Here is a 20,548-nt window from a genome sequence, read left to right on the forward strand (position 1 = left end):
AGCCCTCGGGAGTCTTGTGGAGTAAGGGGAACAACAGACCGCAGAACACACGGGGGTGTTCGACCTTGTCCGAGACCATCGAGAGGCTCACCGGAGAGACCGCGCAGGAGAAGAAGCCGGCGCCGAGCGAACTGACGCCGTATGCGGCTCCGTTGACCGTGCCGCCCGTCCTGCGGCCCGCCGCGGACGACGTCCGGCGCGAGACCGAGATCGCCCTGCGCCCGTCCTGGGTGCGCCTGCACCCGCAGCTGCCGCCGACCCTGATGTGGGGCTACGACGGACATGTGCCGGGCCCGACCATCGAGGTCCGGCGCGGACAGCGGGTCCGCATCGCCTGGACCAACCGCATCCCCAGGGACAGCGAGTACCCGGTCACCTCCGTGGAGGTGCCGCTGCGCACGGACGGGCGGCCGCAGGCCACCACCGAGCCGGGCCGCGAGGGCGTCGAGCCGAACAAGGACGTCGCCGCCCTGCCCGCCTGGTCGGTGACCCATCTGCACGGCGCCCAGACCGGCGGCGGCAACGACGGCTGGGCGGACAACGCCGTGGGCCACGGCGACGCCCAGCTCTCGGAGTATCCGAACGACCACCAGGCGGTGCAGTGGTGGTATCACGACCACGCGATGAACATCACGCGGTGGAATGTGATGGCGGGCCTGTACGGCACCTACCTCGTCCGTGACGACGAGGAGGACGCCCTCCATCTGCCTTCCGGCGAGCGGGAGATCCCGCTCCTCATCGCCGACCGCAACCTCGACACCGACGAGGACGGCCGCCTCAACGGCCGTCTGCTGCACAAGACGGTGATCGTCCAGCAGAGCAACCCGGAGACCGGCAAGCCCGTCTCCATCCCGTTCACCGGCCCCTACACCACGGTCAACGGCCGGATATGGCCGTACGCCGAGGTGGATCCGGCCTGGTACCGCTTCCGGCTGGTCAACGCCTCCAACGCGCGCATCTTCGAACTCGTCCTGATCGACGAGGACGGCGAGCCGGTGCCGGGGATCGTCCACCAGATAGGCAGCGACGGCGGCCTGCTGCCGCGTCCGGTGCCGGTCGACTTCGCCGCGGACCTGCCCGCCCTGACCGCCGCGCCGGCCGAGCGCTTCGACCTGCTGGTCGACTTCCGCGGCCTGGCCGGCCGGACCCTGCGGCTGGTGAACAAGGGCCGCAACCAGCCGGCCGGGGTGCCCGACCCGGCGGGTGACGTGCCCTACCCGGCCGTCCTGGAGTTCCGGGTCCGGGACACCTGCCCGGAGGACACCTTCGAACTGCCCGAGGTGCTCTCCGGCTCCTTCCGCCGCCTCAGCCACGACATCCCGCACGGCCACCGCCTGATCCTGCTCACCCCGCCCGCCACCAAGGGCGCCGGCGGCCATCCGGAGATCTGGGAGATGACCGAGGTCAAGGCCCCGGACGGCCTCCGGCTCCCGGCCGATGGCATCGTCCAGGTCACCGGACCCGACGGCACCACGAAGACGTACCGGCGCACCGCCCGGACGTTCAACGACGGGCTCGGCTTCACGATCGGCGAGGGCAGCCACGAGCAGTGGAGCTTCCTCAACCTCGCGCCGATCGTGCACCCCATGCACATCCACCTGGCCGACTTCCAACTGCTGGGCCGGGACGCCTACGACGTCTCCGGCTTCGACCCGGAGGCCGGGGGCACCCGCACCCCGATCCGGTACGACGCGGGGACGGCGATTCCGCTCGCCCCCAACGAGCGCGGCTACAAGGACGTCTTCCGGGTGCCGGGGAACCAGATGCTGCGGGTCATGGGCCGCTTCGACGGTGCGTACGGCCGGTTCATGTACCACTGCCACCTGCTGGAACACGAGGACATGGGCATGATGCGGCCCTTCGTCGTCATGCCCCCCGAGGCCCTGAAGTTCGACCACGGCGGCGCCCACGCCGGCCACGGCGAGGGCCACACGGGCTGACCCCCGCAGCGCCGGGGTGCGTCCGGATCGGCAGACGGCCCGGCGCGCCGGACCCGGCCCGTACCCAGCCGCGGCCGCACACACCCCGTCGGCCCGGCGGGGTGCCGTGCGCTGCGTCGACGGCTATGGCTACCCTCCGCCACCCTCCGGCCAGTCTCACCCTTTCGTGTCTCGTCGCGGCGCACCGTCCCGGGTAGAGCACCAGCCGGAGGCGAGCGAACCATGGAACAGACTGCGTTGCGGCCGAAACCGATGCCAGGTCAGGACCGGCGGGACGACGACACGACAGGCCCGGCGCGCCGCCCGCACGCCGCGCCCCGGCGCGGACGGCGGCTGCGGACCCTGATCTTCGGCCTGTGCGCCGGCACCCTGCTGCTGCTCGTCGGCATCGGTATCGGCACGGTCGGCGCCACGGTGATCGGCATGAGCCGACTCGCCGAGCTGCACGGCCGGACCCCGCCGTCCGCGCCCTCGGCCGGGGCCACCCCCGCGGCCACGCCGGCCCCCGCCCCCGCCGGGCCCGGAGCGACCCTGGGCGTGGAGGCCGTCGACGCCGAGAAGGCGGGCGCGCTGGTGGTGGGCGTGCACGTGCCCGGCCCCGGCTACACGGCGGGCCTGGTCCGCGGGGACGTCGTGCTCCAGCTCGGCGCGGCCCGCGTCGACACCGCCGCCGACCTCGCCCGAGCCGTCACCCGGGCAAGCCCGGGCAAGGCGGTCCTGCTCACCGTGCGCCACACCAGCGGCGGTTACCAGCAGTTGACGGTGACCCCCGGAGTGGTGACCTGACCGAGCCGGGATGCGGCCCGGCCCCCCGGATCTCGTACACGCCACGAAACACGCTGGTCACCCTCCGTCCCGCGGGTCATGATGAACCCATGCCGAGCCCCCTCGCCGTGGACCGTGGGACGCCGGACCGCGTGACCGGCTCGCGTGGCTCCGTCCGGGCGGGCAGGATGCTGCCCGAGACGCATCGCCCCTGTTTCCTCACCCGCGCCCGGAGGCCCGGATGACCGGTACCGCACCCGCGCCCTTCACCGCCGCCGACTACGCGGCCCGCATGGAGCGTGCCGCGCGCTCCGCCGCGGACGCCGGCCTCGCGGGGCTGCTCGTGGCCCCGGGACCGGACATGGTGTGGCTCACCGGCTACACGCCCACCGCCGTCACCGAACGGCTCACCGTGCTGGTCCTCGCCCCCGGCCGGGACCCCGTGCTCGTCGTGCCCACCCTGGAGGCCCCGGACGCCGAGCACGCGGCCGGCGCCGGCGCGCTGACCCTGCGCGACTGGACCGACGGCAAGGACCCCTACGCCGTCACCGCCGGCCTCCTCGACACCCGCGGCCGGTTCGGCATCAGCGACAACACCTGGGCGATGCACCTGCTGGGCCTCCAACGCGCCCTGCCCGACACCTCCTACGCCTCCCTCACCGACGCCCTCCCCATGCTGCGCGCGGTCAAGGACGCGGCCGAACTGGAACTCCTGGCAGCCGCCGGAACCGCCGCCGACCAGGCGTTCGAAGAGATCCGGAAGGTTCCCTTCGGCGGCCGCCGCGAGTCCGACGTCGGCCACGACCTCGCCGGCCTGCTGCGCCGCTTCGGCCACTCCCAGGTCGACTTCACCATCGTCGGCTCCGGGCCCAACGGCGCCAACCCGCACCACGAGGTCGGCGACCGGGTCATCCGGCCCGGCGACATGGTCGTCCTCGACTTCGGCGGCCTGAAGGACGGCTACGGCTCCGACACCACCCGCACGGTCCACGTCGGCGAGCCCACCGAGGAGGAACGCCGGGTCCACGACGTCGTGCGCGCCGCCCAGGAGGCCGGCTTCCGGGCCGTACGCCCGGGCGTGGCCTGCCAGGAGGTCGACCGCGCCGCCCGCGCGGTGATCGCGGACGCCGGGTACGGCGAGTACTTCATCCACCGCACCGGGCACGGCATCGGCGTCACCACGCACGAGCCGCCGTACATGATCGAGGGCGAGGAGCAGCCCCTGGTGCCCGGCATGTGCTTCTCCGTGGAGCCCGGCATCTATCTGCCCGGTCGCTTCGGGGTGCGCATCGAGGACATCGTCACGGTCACCGAGGACGGGGGCCGCCGTCTCAACAACACCACCCGTGAGATGGTCATAGTGGACTGAGAGACACAAGGAGACCCTTCTCGACCACACCCGGAACGGTTGCGCGCGACCCATGACCCAGGCACCGACACCCACCGCGGACAGCGTCCGCAGACTGGTCCGCTCGCTGCTCAAGGAGGGCGACGACGGCACCGGGGGACCCGATGTGCGCCCCGTGACGGAGGATCGCGAGCACACCTGGTGGATCGGTGGCCGCCATGTGCTGCGCCTCGCCCCCGACCGCGAGGCGTCCGTCCGCCGCCGCCGGGAACTGCGCCTGCGCGACCTGGTCCGCCCGCATGTGCCCGTCGCCGTCCCGACCAGCGTCGCGCACGGCGACTGGGCGCCCGGCCTCGCCTACACCCTCGACACCCGGGTGCCCGGCGGCACGGCCGACGAGCACGACGTCTCCGCGGTCGGCGAGGCCGACCTCGCCGGGCTGCTCGGCGGGCTGCGCGCGGTGCCGGTCCGCCAGGCCGAGACGCTCGGCGTGCCGCGCACCGCGCCGCGCTCGCTGGAGGCACTGCGCCGGATGGCCGTGCACGCGGCCGAACGGCTCGCCGCCGCCGACGAGTTCGACGCCGCCCGGCTGCACCAGCTCACCCCGCCCGGCGCGGCACAGCTCGCCGCGCAGCCCGGCACCGCCGTCCTCACCCACCACGGGCTGACCGGCGCGCACGTGGTGGTCAGCGCCGACGGCCGGGTGCGCGGCGTCCTGGACTGGACCGCGGCGGCTCTCGGCGACCCCGCCGAGGACATCGCCGGACTCGCCGTCGCCGTCGGCTCCCCGGCCGCCGTCCGCGCCGCCACCCTCGCCGGCTACGGCGCCCGCCCCTGCCTGCGCGGCCTGTGGCTCGCCCGCTGCGACACGGTCATCCGCCTCACCGACCACCTGGAAGGCCGTACGAGCGGCTCCCTGCCGCTGCTGAGGACCCAGCTGCGGCACGCCTGGGAGCCGATCCTGCTGGAGCGGGTCACCGACTTCCCGGAGGACGGGCCGGAGCCCTGACGGGGCCGCTCAGGGCTGTGTCAGCACCACGCACGACTCCCCGGGCACCTGGAGCAGTCCGTCCGGGCCCGGTGCCTGGACCGGCTCCCAGGCCGCGAGGACCTCCACCCGGCCGGTGCCCAGCGGGATCGCCGCCGGCTCCTTGCCCAGGTTCACCGCCACCCGGACGTCCCCGCGCCGGAAGGCCAGCCAGCGGGCCTCCGCGTCGTACGCCACCTTCGTGTCGGCGAGGTCCGGGTCGGTGAGGTCGGGCTGGGCGCGGCGCAGCGCGATCAGCTTCCGGTACCAGGCCAGCACGCGCGCGTGGGGCTCGCGTTCCGGCTCCGACCAGTCCAGGCAGGACCGCTCCCGGGTCGCCGGGTCCTGCGGGTCCGGTACGTCCTCCTCGGCCCAGCCGTGTGCCGCGAACTCCCGCCGCCTGCCCCGCCGTACCGCCTCGGCCAGCTCGGGGTCGGTGTGGTCGGTGAAGAACTGCCAGGGCGTGCCCGCCGCCCACTCCTCGCCCATGAACAGCATCGGCGTGAACGGCGCGGTCAGCGTCAGTGCGGCCGCGCAGGCCAGCAGACCGGGGGAGAGGTGCGCGGAGAGCCGGTCGCCCTGGGCGCGGTTGCCGACCTGGTCGTGGGTCTGGCTGTAGCCGAGCAGCCGGTGTCCGCCCACCCGCGCGCGGTCCAGCGGACGGCCGTGGTGGCGGCCCCGGAAGCTGGAGTAGGTGCCGTCGTGGAACCAGCCGCCGGTGAGCGTCTTGGCGAGCGCGGCGAACGGGTCGCGGGCGAAGTCGGCGTAGTAGCCCTGGGACTCGCCGGTCAGCGTGGTGTGCAGGGCGTGGTGGAAGTCGTCGTTCCACTGCGCGTGCAGGCCCAGGCCGTTCTCCGTGCGCGGGGTGATGAACCGCGGGTTGTTCAGGTCCGACTCGGCGATCAGGAACAGCGGCCTGCCCACGTCGCCGGCCAGGCCGTCCACGGCCGCCGACAGCTCCTCCAGGAAGTGGCGCGCGCGCGTGTCGTACAGCGCGTGCACCGCGTCCAGCCGCAGCCCGTCGATCCGGTAGTCCCGCAGCCACGCCAGCGCGCTGCCGACCAGGTACGCGCGCACCTCGTCCGAGCCGGGCGCGTCCAGGTTCACCGCCGAGCCCCACGGGGTGTGGTGGGTGTCCGTGAAGTAGGGCCCGAACGCGGGCAGATGGTTGCCCGACGGGCCCAAATGGTTGTGGACGACGTCCAGGACGACACCCAGTCCCAGCTCGTGCGCCCGGTCGACGAAGCGTTTCAGGGCCTCGGGGCCGCCGTACGGCTCGTGCACCGCCCACAGCGACACGCCCTCGTAGCCCCAGCCGTGCCGCCCCGGGAAGGGGCACAGCGGCATCAACTCCACGTGGGTGACACCCAGTTCCACCAGGTGGTCCAGCCGGGCCGCGGCGGCGTCCAGGGTGCCCTCGCGGGTGTACGTGCCCACGTGCAGCTCGTACAGCACCGCACCGGGCAGCCCGCGCCCCGCCCACCGAGTCCGCCATGCGTAGCGCCCGTGGTCCACGACCGCGCTCAGCCCGTCCGGGCCGTCCGGCTGGCGGCGCGAGCGCGGATCGGGCCGCACCGGGCCGTCGTCCAGCGCGAACCCGTACCGCGCGCCGTCCCGCGCGTCCGCCTCGCCCGACCACCAGCCCGCGCGCGCGGGATCACGCGCCAACGCGCGCGTGGTGCCCTCGCAATGAAGCGTCACCCGGTCTGCCTGCGGTGCCCACACCTCGAACTGCACGACGGTTCCCCTTCGTCCGCTCACCGTGATGGTGTCTCTGCTCACCGTGATGTCCCGCGCCTCCATCGTGCCGCCCGGACGATCAATTCGCTTTCCAATACCGCCTTTCCCGGCAGGTGTCGTCGCCGTACGCGTGCGTGGGCACCGATTCCGTGTTTTCTGGACACCCGGGGTTCACTGCCCGACAATCACGTGCGTGACGTCGTCTTTCGAGTTCTCCACCTACCCGGCGCGCCTGTCCGACGCGGAGCGTGACAAGGCGCTCCAGGTGCTGCGCGACGGCGTCGCCCTGGGCCGGCTCTCGCACGACACGTTCGTGCGCCGCATGGAGCTGGCGCTCGCCGCGCGCCGCTCCGACGAACTCGCCGCCCTCGTCGCCGACCTGCCCCGGGAGAACCGCCTCTCCCGCGCGGTCTTCGGCACCGTGGAGGCCGTCTCCGGGTTCACCGTACGGCTGCGCCGGGCCTGGCAGGCCGAGCGGCTGCCCAAGCTGCTGCTGCCGCACCCGGAGCACACCCACCCGCTGCGCATCGGCCGCGACCCGGCGAACGGGCTGCGCCTGAACCACGAGACCGTCTCCCGCGTGCACGCCGAGCTCCGCAACCACGGCGGCATGTGGGTCCTGAAGGACCTGGGCTCCACCAACGGCACCACCGTCAACGGCCGCCGGGTGATCGGCTCGGTCGTCGTCCGCGAGGGCGACCAGGTCGCCTTCGGCAGGATGGCGTTCCGGCTCTCGGCGAGCTGAGCCTGCCTGGCCGGTCCTGTTCGAACGCATGCGCAGCGACGCGCGCGTACCGTCCCGTTCGGGTGAGCCGCACTGCGGAAGACGGGCCGCCGTGCCGATGCAACGGGCATGACGTACATCACCAGAGCGGCAGCGGCGGCCGGCGCCCTGCTGGCCGCCGCCGGCCTTCTCGCCGCGGGCCCGGCCCGGGCGGCCTCCCGCGACATCCTCCCGGGTAACTGGCTCTACCTGACGGTCACCAAGGGCGACGCCCGGTCCAGCGACACCCGCGGCACCCTGCTGCTGTGCGACCTGCCCCAGGGGCACGCGCGCGCGGCCGCGGCCTGCGCCGAACTGGCCGCCGCCGACGGTGACATCGGTCGCATCCCGGCCAAGAGCGTCTTCTGCCCGATGATCTACGCCCCGGTGACCACCCACGCGCGCGGGCACTGGAACGGCCGGTCGGTCGACTTCAAGGAGACGTACACCAGCGCGTGCGTCATGAAGGCGCGCACCGGATCCGTCTTCGCCCTGGACGGCTGACGGACCACCCGCGACCAGGTGGCGTGGGGGCGTGCGCCGGGCTCACGCCACCTGATCCCGCGCCTGCTGTGCCGCCACCAGCACCGTCCGGGACTGGTGCTCCACCTGGTGCTCCAGCGGCACCCAGCGGGCCCGGAACCGCTCCGCGAAGGAGTCGCACCAGGTGGCGACGAGCTGCTGGAGGACCGGCGCCGCCCGGTCGTCCGCCTCCCGCAGCACCCGCAGCAGCATCGCCGCGGCCCGCAGCGGCAGCCGCCGCCCGAAGGCGTCCACACTGCCGACGTACGCCATCGTCGTGCCCGCCGGAGGGGTGTGGATCCAGTCCTCGGCCAGGCCCGGGATCAGCTCCAGCGCCCACCGTGCGGCCCGCAGCAGCGGCCCGTCCACGCCCTCCAGCCGGGGCAGTGCCTCGCCGAGGATCCGCTCCACCTCGTGCGCGTCCCGCAGCAGCCGCGCGGCCAGGCGCCGCATGGCCGCCGCCGGTGCCGGGTGCGGGGCCGGGTCGTCCACCAGGTCGCTGGCCCACATCGGCACCTCCACCACGGCCGTCAGGCCGCCGTACCGGTGCGCGTGGTACCAGGTGCTGTGCCGGGCGTCGTCCGGCATGCTCGGGTAGGCCACGCCCGTCTCCGGGCCGGGCATCACATGCACCCCGGGGCCGGAGGCCGGCCAGCCCGCCGCGTCCGAGGCGCCCGTCTCCACCGGGATGTGCAACTCCGCCGCGGACTTGGCGAACGGCTCGGCCAGGCCCGGCACGTCCTTGGTCAGCTGGACCCAGCTGCCGCCCAGATCGGTGCCGTGCAGCGTCACCTGGAGGTAGGGGCGCAGTTCGTCGATCACGCCGGTCAGCGCCCGGGTCTCGGGCGGCAGCCGGTCCGGCGGCAGCACCGCGGGCGACCACTCCGGCTGCTCCGCGCCCGTCGGCCGGTAGAAACCGAGGTGGTAGTCGAGCAGGCTGCGCGGCGCCGGCGTCACATGCAGACTCGCGCCGTCCGGGTCCGCGCACAGCAGGAAGTGCCAGGAGGTGTCCGCCCGCAACTCCCTTTCCGCCAGCACTCTTTCGGCAAGCACCCGCAGTGTGGAACCGCCCGTCGGCTCATTGGCGTGGGCGCCGGCGACGACCAGCACCGCCCGGGGGGCGCGTCCCACCGACAGCAGGTGCAAAGGTCTTCCCGCGCGCGAGGCACCCACCTGACGCAGCGCGCACAGCCCGGGTTCCTGAGCGGCCAACGCCCTGGCGCTGGCGATCAGTTCGGGAACGCTGGGATAGCGCAGCTCCGGCAGAGGACTCACCCCCGACTTGTCCGCCCGGCTTCGCCCTCCCAGTCCCGCACGGGATGGGTGACGTGTCAAGCAGGCGGCAGGTGACTGCCGGGGGCGCCCGGACGCAGTGACCCGGCGGGTGACGGCCACTGCGTTCCCTGGGATCACTGCTGGTGCAGTCCGCGTCCCGCGAGCGTCAGGAACACCTCGCCCACCGCCTCCGACAGGGTGGGGTGCGCGTGCACGTGCCGGGCCACGTCCGAGGGCTCGGCGTCCCAGCCGACGATCAGCTGGCTCTCGGCGATCATCTCCGACACGTGCGGGCCGACCAGGTGCACACCGAGGACCTGACCGCCGCCGGCCTCCGTCACGACCTTCACCATGCCGCCCTGCCCGTGCACCATCCCCTTGGCCACGGCGGTCAGCGGCATCGTGTTGACATCGACCTCCTGCCCACGCGCGTGTGCCTCGGCCTCGCCGAGACCGACCGACGCGGTCTGCGGCGAGGAGTACGTCACCCGGGGCACGGCCGCGTAGTCGACCGGCGCCGACGGCAGCCCGGCCAGGGTCTCGGCCACCAGCAGGCCCTCCGCGAACGAGGCGTGGGCGAGGCCGAGCGAGGGCGGCGGCAGCAGGTCGCCGACGACGTGGATGCCCGGAACGGCCGTCTCCAGCCTGCGCCAGTCCGCCGGTGCGACGAAGCCCCGCTCGTCCGTCGTCAGCCCGGCCGCGTCCAGGCCCAGGCCCTCGGTGACCGGAGCGCGGCCGACGGCCACCAGGAGCCGTTCCGCCTCCACGGTCCGGGTCTCGCCGCGCGCGGTCCGCACGCGCGCGCGTACGCCGTTCTCCAGCAGTTCCGCGTCCAGCAGCCGCGCGCCCGCCTGCACATCGATCCCGCGCTTCTTCAGGCCCCGCGTCAGATGCCGGCTCACGTCCGCGTCCTCCAGCGGCACGATCCGGTCGGCGGCCTCCACCAGGGTGACCTCCGCGCCCATGGACCGGTGGAAGGAGGCGTACTCCACGCCGATCGCGCCCCCGCCCAGCACCAGGACGGACGCCGGGAGCCCGGGCGCGAACAGCGCGTCGTCGCTGGTCACCACCCGCCGCCCGTCCGGCGCGAGGCCTGGGAGCGTGCGCGGACGCGATCCGGTCGCGAGTACGATCGCGCGGCGCGCGGTGAGTTCGTGCACGCCGGATGCGAGACTGCCGCCCGCGTCCGGAGCGGCATCCGTGCGCACGCCCTCGACACGCACCAGGCGCGGCCCCATGAGCCGTGCGCTTCCCCGCACCACCCGCACGCCGGCGTGCGCGAGATGCGCCTCCACGCCCTTGTGGTTGCGCGCCACGATGTCGTCCCGGGTGGCCACCAGTGCCCCCCAGTCGACGGAGTCCACGGTCGCCTTCACGCCCCAGCGCTCGCGGGCCTCGGCGATGCCGTCGACCAGTTCGGCGGCGTGCAGCATCGCCTTGCTCGGGATGCAGCCCCGGTGCAGGCATGTTCCGCCGACCTTGTCGCGTTCGACGAGCACGACGTCCAGACCGAGGGAGGCGGCGCGCAGGGCGCTGCTGTAGCCGCCCGTCCCGCCGCCGATGACGATCACGTCGGATGTGTTGATGGTCATGACATCAACCTTCCGTCCACCCCTTGTCATGAGTCCAAGGCAATGTTGTTGTGGAATCCATGCACGATCTTCATGGGGGGCCGGGGAGTTGAGCCTGCGGCAGATGGAGTACTTCGTCACCGTCGTCCAGGAGGCGTCGTTCACCCGTGCGGCGGAGGCCCTGCACGTCACCCAGCCCGCCCTCTCGCACCAGATCAGAGCGCTGGAGAAGTCGGTCGGCGGTGCCCTGCTGGAGCGGCTGCCCCGGGGCGTGCGCCTCACCCCCATGGGGCGCGCCTTCCTGCCGCACGCCGAACTCGCCGTCCGCAGCGCCGCGCAGGCCCGCCGCGCGGCCCGCGCCACCGCCGGCGCCGAGGGCGGCGAACTGCATGTGGCGGCCCTGCACTCCCTCGCGGTCGGCGCCCTGCCCGACGTCTTCCTCCGCTGGTGCGCGGCGCACCCGAGGGTCCTGCTGCGCCTGCACGAGTACGCCACCGCCGAGGCCCTGGAGGAGGCCGTCCAGCGGGGCACCGCCGACCTCGCCCTCGGCCCCGAGCCCGTCAGCCGGCCCGGCACCGTCCTCCCCGTCGGCGAGGAGGAACTCGTCCTCGTCGTGCCCTTCGACGACCGGCTCGCGGGCCGTACGACGGTCACCCTGCCGGAGCTCGCCGACCGCGCCTGGATCCGCTGCGCCATGGAGCCCGTCGTGCACGGCGAACGGTTCCTCGACCGGGCCTGCGGGAATGCGGGGTTCCGGCCCCGGACCGCCGTGTGGACCGAGCACACCTCGACGGCCGTACGCATGGCCGCCGCCGGCGTCGGGGTGTGCATCGCGCCGTCCCACATCGTGCGCGGCGCCGTCGGCGAGGACTGCGTGGTCCTCACCCACGACCCGCCCTGGAGGCGCCCCCTGACCGTCTACGCGCGCGTGCCGCCCACCGGCGCCGCCGCGGCTTTCGTCCACCTCTTCCGCACCACCTGGCCGGCCCTGACCGCGACCGCCCCGCACGAGAACGCCGAGCCGCCTGCCACACCGGCCCCCTGAGCCGGCACGGGGGCGGGGCCCAGGGGCGTGGGAACCACCCAGGACAGCGCCATGGTCCTGCGGAGCCGCCCCGCCCCTCAGTCCTCCCCGACCCGCTCCAGCAGGGCCACCGGCAGTTCGGCCAGAAGCTCCGCCACGCGCGCGTGGCCGGTGAACTCCCGTCCCGGGGTGAGGACGTCCGTCCACCGGCCGGGCGGCAGTGGCAGCAGGGTCTCCCGCCAGCCGCCCGCCTCCGCGAGCCGCAGCGACAGCCGGGTCACCGCCGTGACCACCGCACCCGAGCGCGCGAACGCCAGGCAGTGCTCGGCCGCCGGGCCCTCGGCGGCCAGCGGGTCGTACGACGCGCCCGCACCGAAGGCGTCCGGCCGCCGGGCGCGCAGCCGCAGCGCCGCCGCCGTCAGCGCGTCCTTCTCGCCGGGCGTCTGAGACGGCAACGCCACCGGCCGCCGGTTGTCCGGGTCCACCAGCGCCCGGTACTCGCCCTCCGTGCCCTGGTACACGTCCGGCACCCCCGGCATCGTCAGATGCACCAGCGCCGTACCGAGGACATTGGTCCGCACATGCGGCTCCAGTGCCTTGCGGAACGCGGTCACCCGCTCGCCGGACGGCCCGCACGGTCCGGCCGCCACGAAGGCCGCCACCGCCTCCTCGTACGGCGGCTCCTGCTCCGTCCAGCTGGTGTACATGCCCGCCTCGCGCACATGCTTCAGCAACGCCTGCAGGACCCGGTCCTCCTCGGCCGGGCCCAGCCCGAACACCGTCTGCCAGGCGGCCCAGGCCAGCTGCCCGTCCGGCACGCTCTCCTCGGCCCTGGTCACCTCGGCGAGCAGCTTCGTCCACCGGTCCGGGCATTCGGTGAGCACGGCCAGCGCGGCGCGCACGTCCGCGCTGCGCTTGGTGTCGTGCGTGGAGACGACGGTGCCGGTGAGCGGCCAGTCGCGCTGCACGCGCGCGCAGTACGCGTGGAAGTCCTCCGGGGCCACGCCCGGGCTGCCCGGATCGCCGCCCACCTCGGCCACCGACAGCAGCGGCACGTAGCGGTAGAAGGCCGTGTCCTCCACCGACTTGGCGCGCAGCGCCGACGCGGTCTGCGCGAACCGGGTGCGGAACTCCACCCGGTCGGCATGGTCCGGCGCCGCCGCGTCGCCGGGCGGCTCGACCAGCAGCCGGCGCACGATGCCGACGGCCTCGGACTCCTGCGGCACCACGAAGGCCAGCCGGGCCTCCTCGGCGGCCTCCTCGGTGATCACGGCGGAGGCGTCACCGGAGGCGTACGGCCGGTACACGCGCATCCGGACCAGCAGCTCCTCCACGGCCGTACGCAGCGCCCAGGGAGCGCGGTCGCGCAGCGACAGGTCCGGCGAGGTGGCGCACAGCCGGGCGGCCACCCGGGTGAGCCGGTCGGTCTCGGTGGCCAGTTCATGGGTGAGCACCTTGTAGGCGGCCCGCCGGACCGTGGCCTCCCAGTTGCCGCCCCGGTCCGTCTGCGGCGCCGCGAAGGCCCGGTACCGCCCCAGCAGTTCGTACGCCCCGGTGCGGTCCGTGAACACGCCGTCGACGTGCCGCAGCGCGTCGTAGCCCGTGGTGCCCGCGACCGGCCAGGAGGCCGGCAGGTGCTCGCCCTCCGCCAGGATCTTCTCGACGACCGTCCAGCGCCCGCCGGTCGCCTCGTGCAGCCGCGCGAGGTAGCCGTCGGGGTCGGCGAGCCCGTCGGGGTGGTCCACCCGCAGCCCGTCGATCACGCCCTCCGCCAGCAGCGCGAGGATCTTGGCATGGGTGGCGTCGAACACCTCCGGGTCCTCGACCCGCACCCCGATCAGCTCCGAGACGCTGAAGAAGCGCCGGTAGTTCAGCTCGGTGCGAGCCAGCCGCCACCACACCGGGCGGTACCACTGGGCGTCCAGCAGCTCCGGCAGCGGCAGGTGCTCGGTGCCCGGGCGGAGCGGGAGGGCGTGGTCGTGGTAGCGCAGTACGTCGCCGTCGACCGCCAGGTGCGCCAGCTCCGAGCCGATCGGGCCGCCGAGCACCGGCAGCAGCACCCGCCCGCCCTGCGCCTCCCAGTCGATGTCGAACCAGCGCGCGTACGGCGAACCGGGTCCCTCCCGCAGCACCTCCCACAGGACGGGGTTGTGCCGGGGCGCCATCGCCATGTGGTTCGGCACGATGTCCACCACCAGGCCGAGGCCGTGCTCCCGCGCGGTCCACGCCAGCGCGCGCAGCCCCTCCTCGCCGCCCAGTTCCTCGCGCACGCGCGCGTGGTCCACCACGTCGTAGCCGTGCGCGGAGCCCGGCACGGCCTCCAGGACCGGGGACAGGTGCAGATGCGAGACGCCGAGCGACGCCAGGTACGGCACGGCCGTGGCGGCGGCGGCGAACGGGAACGCGGGCTGGAGCTGAAGCCGGTAGGTGGCCGTGGGCACCCTCGGTCCGGGACGCGCAGAAGTCATGGAAACCTACGTACCCCGCTCGCCGTCTTTCGTGTCATCCACCTTTGTCCGGACCATGCGCGTGTGCCTGGGTTCGAGCGATGGGGACGACGGGGAAGCCGGGGCGCCGCCGCACGTGGGACACCTACCACGCCCGGCCGGGACGGCCCCGCCCGGCCGGAGCGACCTCGCCCGGCCGGGACGGTTCCGCTACGCCGGCCGCTGGAGCACCGTCAAGCTGCGGTCCGGCAGGGTGATGCGGTCGCCGGCCGCGACCTTCGGGCCCGTGCCCGGTGGTACCCCGTCCGGGCGAGCCGTGTCGACCACCACCTGCCACTGCCGGCCGTGGTCGACCGGAACCAGGAAGTCCAGCGGCTCGGGGGAGGCGTTGAACATCAGCAGGAAGGAGTCGTCGGAGATGCGCTCCCCGCGCGGGCCGGGTTCGGAGATGGCGTTGCCGTTCAGGAACACCGTCAGCGCGGACGCCTGGGCGGAGTTCCAGTCCCGCTGGGTCATCTCGCGGCCGTCCGGCGTGAACCAGGCGATGTCGGACAGCTCGTCGTGGGTGCCCTCCACGGGCCGGCCGTGGAAGAAGCGGCGCCGGCGGAGGACCGGGTGGTCGCGGCGCAGCCACACCATCGCGCGCGTGAACTCCAGCAGGTCGCTCTCCAGGGACTCCGGCCAGCGCACCCACGACACGTCGTTGTCCTGGCAGTAGGCGTTGTTGTTGCCGCGCTGGGTGCGGGCGAACTCGTCGCCGTGGCTGATCATCGGCACGCCCTGGGACAGCATCAGCGTGGCGATGAAGTTCCGCATCTGCCGGTCGCGCAGCTTCAGCACGTCCGGGTCGCCGGTGTCGCCCTCCGCCCCACAGTTCCAGGACCGGTTGTGGCTCTCGCCGTCCCGGTTGTCCTCGCCGTTGGCCTGGTTGTGCTTGTCGTTGTACGACACGAGGTCGCGCAGGGTGAAGCCGTCGTGGCAGGTCACGAAGTTGATGGAGGCCAGCGGGCGGCGGCCGTCGTCCTGGTAGAGGTCGGAGGAGCCGGTGAGCCGGGAGGCGAACTCGGCCAGCGTGCGCGGCTCGCCGCGCCACAGGTCCCGCACGGTGTCCCGGTACTTGCCGTTCCACTCGGTCCACAGCGGCGGGAAATTGCCCACCTGGTAGCCGCCCTCGCCCACGTCCCACGGTTCGGCGATCAGCTTCACCTGGGAGACCACCGGGTCCTGCTGCACCAGGTCGAAGAACGACGACAGCCGGTCCACCTCGTGGAACTGCCGGGCCAGCGTGGCCGCGAGGTCGAAGCGGAAGCCGTCGACGTGCATCTCGGTGACCCAGTACCGCAGCGAGTCCATGATCAGCTGGAGGACGTGCGGAGACCGCATGAGCAGCGAGTTCCCGGTGCCCGTGGTGTCCATGTAGTAGCGCGGATCGTCGGTGAGCCGGTAGTACGACGGGTTGTCGATGCCCTTGAAGGACAGCGTCGGGCCCAGGTGGTTGCCCTCGGCGGTGTGGTTGTAGACGACGTCCAGGATGACCTCGATCCCGGCCTCGTGCAGCGCGCGGACCGCCGACTTGAACTCCAGCACCTGCTGGCCGCGGTCGCCCCAGGAGGCGTACGCGTTGTGCGGGGCGAAGAAGCCGATGGTGTTGTAGCCCCAGTAGTTGTTCAGCCCCATGTCGACCAGCCGGTGGTCGTTCACGAACTGGTGTACCGGCATCAGCTCCAGGGCCGTCACCCCGAGCTTGGTCAGGTGTTCGATGATCGCCGGATGGGCGAGCCCCGCGTAGGTTCCCCGCAGCTCCTCCGGCAGCCCCGGGTGACGCATGGTCAGCCCCTTGACGTGGGCCTCGTAGATCACCGTGTGGTGGTACTCGGTGCGCGGCGGGCGGTCGTCACCCCAGTCGAAGTACGGGTTGATCACCACGGAGGTCATGGTGTGCGGCGCCGAGTCCAGGTCGTTGCGCCTGTCCGGGGCGCCGAAGTGGTAGCCGTACACCTCCTCCCCCCACCGGACCGACCCGCTGATCGCCTTCGCGTACGGGTCGAGCAGCAGCTTCGCCGAGTTGCAGCGCAGCCCGCGCCCGGGGTCGTACGGGCCGTGCACCCGGAACCCGTACCGCTGTCCGGGCATCACACCCGGCAGGTACGCGTGCCGCACGAACGCGTCGCTCTCGCGCAGTTCCACCGCCGTCTCCGAGCCGTCGTCGTGCAGCAGACACAGCTCTACTCGGTCCGCGGCCTCCGTGAAGACCGCGAAGTTGGTTCCGGCGCCGTCGTAGGTGGCGCCGAGCGGATACGCCTCTCCAGGCCAGACCTGCATGGATACGACTCTCCCAGGTGTGCCGTCCGCGAGGGGCCGCGTTGGCCCCGAGTCTCGTCCGAAAGTGAGGCAACCTCCCGTGGCTCACCCGCCCTCTTATCCGGTGACCAGTGCGCACGGCGGTTCTGGTACCCGCCGTGCGCCGAACACGCGGGGCAGACACGTACTCCCGGGGACCAGGGGGAGTAGGGGGCAAATGTGCGCGAGAAAGTCCACCGCCATCTGGGCAAAGTACTGACCGGTGCGGCGCTGGCGGCGGCGGGGACCGCCGCCATGGTCGCGGTCACGCTGCCGGGCACGGCGGGCGCGGACGACTCCGGAGGGGCCGGCAGCGGTACGCGGGCCGCGCGGCAGGCCGGGCAGGACCGGGATGCCGCACCGCCCGGCGTCGTGGAGCAGGCGCCCGCCGAGGAGGAGCAGGGCACCGGCCGCGACCCGCTCACCGACCACGAGATCAGGCAGGTCGAGAAGATCGCCGCGACCGGACGGCTTTCGGCCACGGGCCGGGACGTCGAAGGAGAGCGCGGGCCGCAGCGGCTCAGCGTCGACCTCGCCGAGCCCGAGGCCGACGAGGCGGACGACCCGCAGGCGCCACGGCGGGCCGACGTGACCTACTACGACTACGCGAACGACACACTCGTCACCAAGATCGTCAACCTGAGGACCGGCAAGGTCGAGCGGACCGGCACCCAGCGCGGCGTCCAGCCGCCGCCGAGCCGTGCCGAGAGCGCCGAGGCGGCCCGGATCCTGATCGCCGGCCCGCTGGGCGCGGGCCTCAGGGCGGACTACAAGGACGCCACCGGCAAGGAACTCACCTCGCCGGACCAACTGGAACTGAGCGGCGGGATCTACCAGGCCGCGCCGGGCGCCCAGCCCGCGGTGCTCGACGACTGCGGCGCACACCGGTGCGTGCGGCTGTTCTCCAAGGTCCAAAACGGGCCGTGGATCGACACCAGGGACCTGGTGATCGACCTCAGCACCCGCAAGGCCGCCGCTCTCGACCGCGGCTGACGGGCCGCCGCCCGCCTCTCACACCCGTACCTCCGGCAAGGGAGTCATCTCTTCATGCCCGACATGTACCTGCTCGGCGGCGCCCGGCCGCGAGCCGTCAGCCGTGCCGCCCGCAAGAAGGCGGCCGTCGGACTGTCCCTGGCCGCGCTGGCCGCCGGCGCGACGCTGAGCGCCGGCCCGGCCGCGGCCCGCCCGCAGACCGCCCCCGCGGCCGCCCCCGGGTGCAGCGCCGCCTACACGATCGAGCAGAAGCTCTCCACCGGCACGACCTGGCGGATGTGCTGGCACTACGACGGCAAGGCCGGCCTCGTCCTGGAGAACGTCTCCTATCAGCCCAAGGGCGAGGCCAAGCCGATCAAGGTGCTCAACAGCGCAAGACTCGGCCAGATCCACGTCCCGTACGACGACGGGAAGCACGAGTACTCCGACCTGACGGGTGAGAGCTTCGGCCAGGACCTCCAGGAGCTGGCGCCCGGCGAGTGCCCCGGCGGCACCATCAAGACCGTCCGGGTCCCGGACGGGGACCCGCGCCACCCGAACGTCAAGGGCCTGTGCACGACCACCCGTTCGCGTGGCCACGCCTACCGCATGCACGACTTCGCGACCGAGAAGGTCCACCAGCAGCAGGGCAAGGACCTCCTGGTGTACACGGTCAACCAGGTGGGCTGGTACGAGTACATCACCGAGTGGCGCTTCCAGGACGACGGCACCGTCCACATGAACGTCGGCGCGACCGGCAGCCTCTCATGGGGGGACTACAACGCCCAGGACGGCCGCGGCTGGCCCATCGGCAAGGGCGCCAAGGACTACGCCACCAGCCACAGTCACAACGTCTTCTGGCGGCTCGACTTCGGTCTCGACGGCTCGTCCAGGACGAAGGTCGAACAGTACGACTCGACCGTCAGCGCCCCCACCGGCCGGCAGGAGGGCCCGACCGCCAAGACCACCCGGACCAAGATCGACAAGGAGTTCGCGGGCGACTACAAGGCCTACCGCTGGTGGCGGGTGGTCAGCGCGACCGGCAAGAACAAGGACGGGCACGCCCGTTCGTACGAACTGGTCCCGGGGCCCACCACCAAGTACCCGGGCCGCAGCTTCACCCGGCACGACATGTACGTGACCGAGCACAACGCGTGCGAGCTGTTCGCGAGCCAGAACCTCAAGTGCCCGAGCAGTCACCCGAACTCCGTCGACAAGTGGGTGGGCGGCCAGGCCCTCACCCACCCGGTGGTCTGGATGAACGTCGGCTTCCACCACATCGCCCGGGACGAGGACCAGCAGCCCATGCCGGTGCACTGGCAGGGCTTCTCCATCGCCCCGCGGGATGTCACGGCTATGAATCCGCTCACTCCCAAGGACCTGGCGTGGCAGAACGGCCACTGGGAATGGCGCAGTTGAGGTAAGCGGTCGGGAAACCGACCTGTCCATCCGGCTGCACCGCCGACCGCTTGCGGAGTACCCTTCCTTGATCGTTGAGACGGGAGAGGCCCGGGGTGGCGGAAGGCGGTGCACGGGTGGGCTCGGGAGGGCTGGAGCTGCCTCCTGGTGACGAGGGTCACGAGGGAAACTCCACAGACGTCCCGCCCGGCGCGGTGTCCCTGGCCCGGCCGATGGACGCTGGGTCCATCGGCCCGGAGCTGGACTGGGGTGCCGACGCCTGGCGCGAGGTACGCATCCGCGCCCAGCGGGCCGGCCGGGCCTACATCTGGCTGAATCTCGTCGAGCAGCGGCTGCGCTCGGTCGTGGCCGCCGTGCTGCGGCCCGTCTACGAACCCGTCCACGGCGACGAGTGGGTGGTGGCCGCGGCCGGCCCGGCCGGGCAGGAGTGGGTGCAGCGCGCCGTCGCCGTCCGCGAAGTCAGCCGTCGCAAGGGCTACTTGCTCGACCCGGCCGACGACAACGTGCTGAGCTTCCTCACCCTGCCCCAGCTGCGCGAGCTGGTGGTGCAGCACTGGCCGTGCTTCGAGCCGTACTTCGACGAGCGCCGGGACCTCGAACTCGCCCTGGACGAGTTGGAGGTGACCCGGAACGTCGTCTCCCGCAACCGGGCCCTGTCCGAGGCGGTCCTCGGGCAGGCCGAACGGGCCTCGGCCCGGCTGCTGGAGATGCTCGGCGCGGGCGGTGACGTGCCCTCGGCGCGCCGGCTGCCGGTCGACGCGGTCGAGGACCTGGTCGGCGACCGGTACGCCGACGTCGTCGCCGTCCATCCCGACCGGGTGCGGCTGCTGCGCCGGTTCCCGGCCGAGGACATCTTCGGCGGGGCCCGCCGGCTCGACGCCACCGGCATCGGCCTGAACCTGCTGGTGCAGAACTTCTCCGGGCGGCGCCTGCTTCGGCTCGCCGAGTCCGGGTGCCGGGTCCGGCTGCTCTTCCTCAACCCGGCCTCCAGCTCGGTCAAGCGCCGGGAACGCGAACTGGGGATGAAGCGGGGCGAACTGAGCCGCTCGGTCGAGATGAACATCCTGCACATGCGCCGGGTGCGGTCCCGGCTGCGCGACCCGGGCGCCTTCCAGATCCAGGTGTACGACGAGACGCCCCGCTTCACCGCCTACCTGGTGGACGGCGACGGCGCCGACGGCATCGCCGTGGTGCAGTCCTATCTGCGCGGCGCGCGCGGAATGGAGTCGCCGGTCCTGGTGCTGCGTAACGGCAGCAAGCTGGTCAAGTCGGATGACGCGGCGGAAGCAGGACTCTTTCCGACATACCGCGAGGAATTCGAGCTGGCTTGGGCGGATTCGCGCCCAGTGTCCTGAACGGCTGCGCGAGGGAAGCGGAACGCTGTCCTCGGATTGT

At 73.0% G+C, this 20,548-nt stretch carries 15 protein-coding genes; 10 read left to right on the forward strand and 5 right to left on the reverse strand.

Going from position 1 to position 20,548, the window contains the following annotated elements; genetic code table 11:
• Positions 1-65: 65 nt before the first annotated feature.
• The 4 genes from phsA (at position 66) to ACZ7DL_RS08575 (ending at position 5,062) form a co-directional block, all read left to right on the forward strand.
• The gene (gene phsA / locus ACZ7DL_RS08560; RefSeq protein ID WP_470772495.1) at positions 66-1,940 is read left to right on the forward strand and encodes an O-aminophenol oxidase PhsA; all 1,875 of its coding nucleotides are present in this window, start codon (positions 66-68) and stop codon (positions 1,938-1,940) included.
• A 222-nt stretch (positions 1,941-2,162) separates the two neighbouring features.
• Complete coding sequence (locus ACZ7DL_RS08565; protein ID WP_470772497.1) at positions 2,163-2,726, forward strand: PDZ domain-containing protein; 564 nt, start codon at positions 2,163-2,165, stop codon at positions 2,724-2,726.
• A 220-nt stretch (positions 2,727-2,946) separates the two neighbouring features.
• A complete protein-coding gene (locus ACZ7DL_RS08570) occupies positions 2,947-4,074 on the forward strand; it encodes an aminopeptidase P family protein (RefSeq protein WP_470772499.1) in 1,128 nt (375 codons plus the stop codon).
• A 52-nt stretch (positions 4,075-4,126) separates the two neighbouring features.
• A complete protein-coding gene (locus ACZ7DL_RS08575; RefSeq protein ID WP_470772501.1) occupies positions 4,127-5,062 on the forward strand; it encodes a phosphotransferase family protein in 936 nt (311 codons plus the stop codon).
• A gap of 9 nt (positions 5,063-5,071) precedes the next feature.
• On the opposite strand, the gene treZ is transcribed toward ACZ7DL_RS08575, so the two are convergent.
• Positions 5,072-6,817 carry a malto-oligosyltrehalose trehalohydrolase gene (gene treZ / locus ACZ7DL_RS08580; protein ID WP_470772792.1) on the reverse strand — a complete coding sequence of 582 codons (1,746 nt, stop codon included), beginning with the start codon at positions 6,815-6,817 and terminating at the stop codon, positions 5,072-5,074.
• A gap of 196 nt (positions 6,818-7,013) precedes the next feature.
• Between treZ and ACZ7DL_RS08585 the strand changes: the two genes are divergently transcribed.
• Together ACZ7DL_RS08585 and ACZ7DL_RS08590 are read left to right on the forward strand one after the other, a co-directional pair.
• Entirely contained in the window at positions 7,014-7,565 is a 552-nt protein-coding gene (locus ACZ7DL_RS08585; RefSeq protein ID WP_470772503.1) for an FHA domain-containing protein, read from the forward strand.
• A 108-nt stretch (positions 7,566-7,673) separates the two neighbouring features.
• Entirely contained in the window at positions 7,674-8,087 is a 414-nt protein-coding gene (locus ACZ7DL_RS08590) for an SSI family serine proteinase inhibitor (RefSeq protein ID WP_470772505.1), read from the forward strand.
• Between the two features lie 42 nt (positions 8,088-8,129).
• On the opposite strand, the gene ACZ7DL_RS08595 is transcribed toward ACZ7DL_RS08590, so the two are convergent.
• Together ACZ7DL_RS08595 and lpdA are read right to left on the reverse strand one after the other, a co-directional pair.
• The gene (locus ACZ7DL_RS08595) at positions 8,130-9,380 is read right to left on the reverse strand and encodes a M14 family zinc carboxypeptidase (RefSeq protein ID WP_470772508.1); all 1,251 of its coding nucleotides are present in this window, start codon (positions 9,378-9,380) and stop codon (positions 8,130-8,132) included.
• A 134-nt stretch (positions 9,381-9,514) separates the two neighbouring features.
• Positions 9,515-10,972 carry a dihydrolipoyl dehydrogenase gene (gene lpdA / locus ACZ7DL_RS08600; protein WP_470772510.1) on the reverse strand — a complete coding sequence of 486 codons (1,458 nt, stop codon included), beginning with the start codon at positions 10,970-10,972 and terminating at the stop codon, positions 9,515-9,517.
• Positions 10,973-11,060: 88 nt separating this feature from the next.
• On the opposite strand from lpdA, the gene ACZ7DL_RS08605 reads away from it, so the two are divergent.
• Positions 11,061-11,996 carry a LysR family transcriptional regulator gene (locus tag ACZ7DL_RS08605; protein ID WP_470772512.1) on the forward strand — a complete coding sequence of 312 codons (936 nt, stop codon included), beginning with the start codon at positions 11,061-11,063 and terminating at the stop codon, positions 11,994-11,996.
• 77 nt (positions 11,997-12,073) lie between these two features.
• Here the strand turns inward: ACZ7DL_RS08605 and treY are convergent, their stop codons facing one another.
• Both treY and glgX read right to left on the reverse strand, forming a co-directional pair.
• On the reverse strand, positions 12,074-14,443 hold the full coding sequence (gene treY / locus ACZ7DL_RS08610; RefSeq protein ID WP_470772513.1) for a malto-oligosyltrehalose synthase: 2,370 nt from the start codon (positions 14,441-14,443) through the stop codon (positions 12,074-12,076).
• 189 nt (positions 14,444-14,632) lie between these two features.
• Positions 14,633-16,744 (reverse strand): glycogen debranching protein GlgX, encoded by a 2,112-nt coding sequence (gene glgX, locus ACZ7DL_RS08615; protein WP_470772515.1) that lies wholly within the window; start codon positions 16,742-16,744, stop codon positions 14,633-14,635.
• A 198-nt stretch (positions 16,745-16,942) separates the two neighbouring features.
• On the opposite strand from glgX, the gene ACZ7DL_RS08620 reads away from it, so the two are divergent.
• From ACZ7DL_RS08620 to ACZ7DL_RS08630, 3 genes are all read left to right on the forward strand, one after another.
• Positions 16,943-17,755, forward strand: a complete 813-nt coding sequence (locus ACZ7DL_RS08620) for a Tat pathway signal sequence domain protein (RefSeq protein WP_470772517.1) — start codon at positions 16,943-16,945, stop codon at positions 17,753-17,755.
• A gap of 63 nt (positions 17,756-17,818) precedes the next feature.
• Positions 17,819-19,153, forward strand: a complete 1,335-nt coding sequence (locus ACZ7DL_RS08625) for a copper amine oxidase (RefSeq protein ID WP_470772794.1) — start codon at positions 17,819-17,821, stop codon at positions 19,151-19,153.
• A 116-nt stretch (positions 19,154-19,269) separates the two neighbouring features.
• Positions 19,270-20,508, forward strand: coding sequence for an SAV2148 family HEPN domain-containing protein (locus ACZ7DL_RS08630; RefSeq protein ID WP_470772519.1), 1,239 nt, complete (start codon positions 19,270-19,272; stop codon positions 20,506-20,508).
• The last annotated feature ends 40 nt before the right edge of the window (positions 20,509-20,548 follow it).

Source organism: Streptomyces sp. NPDC036984 (assembly GCF_055607665.1).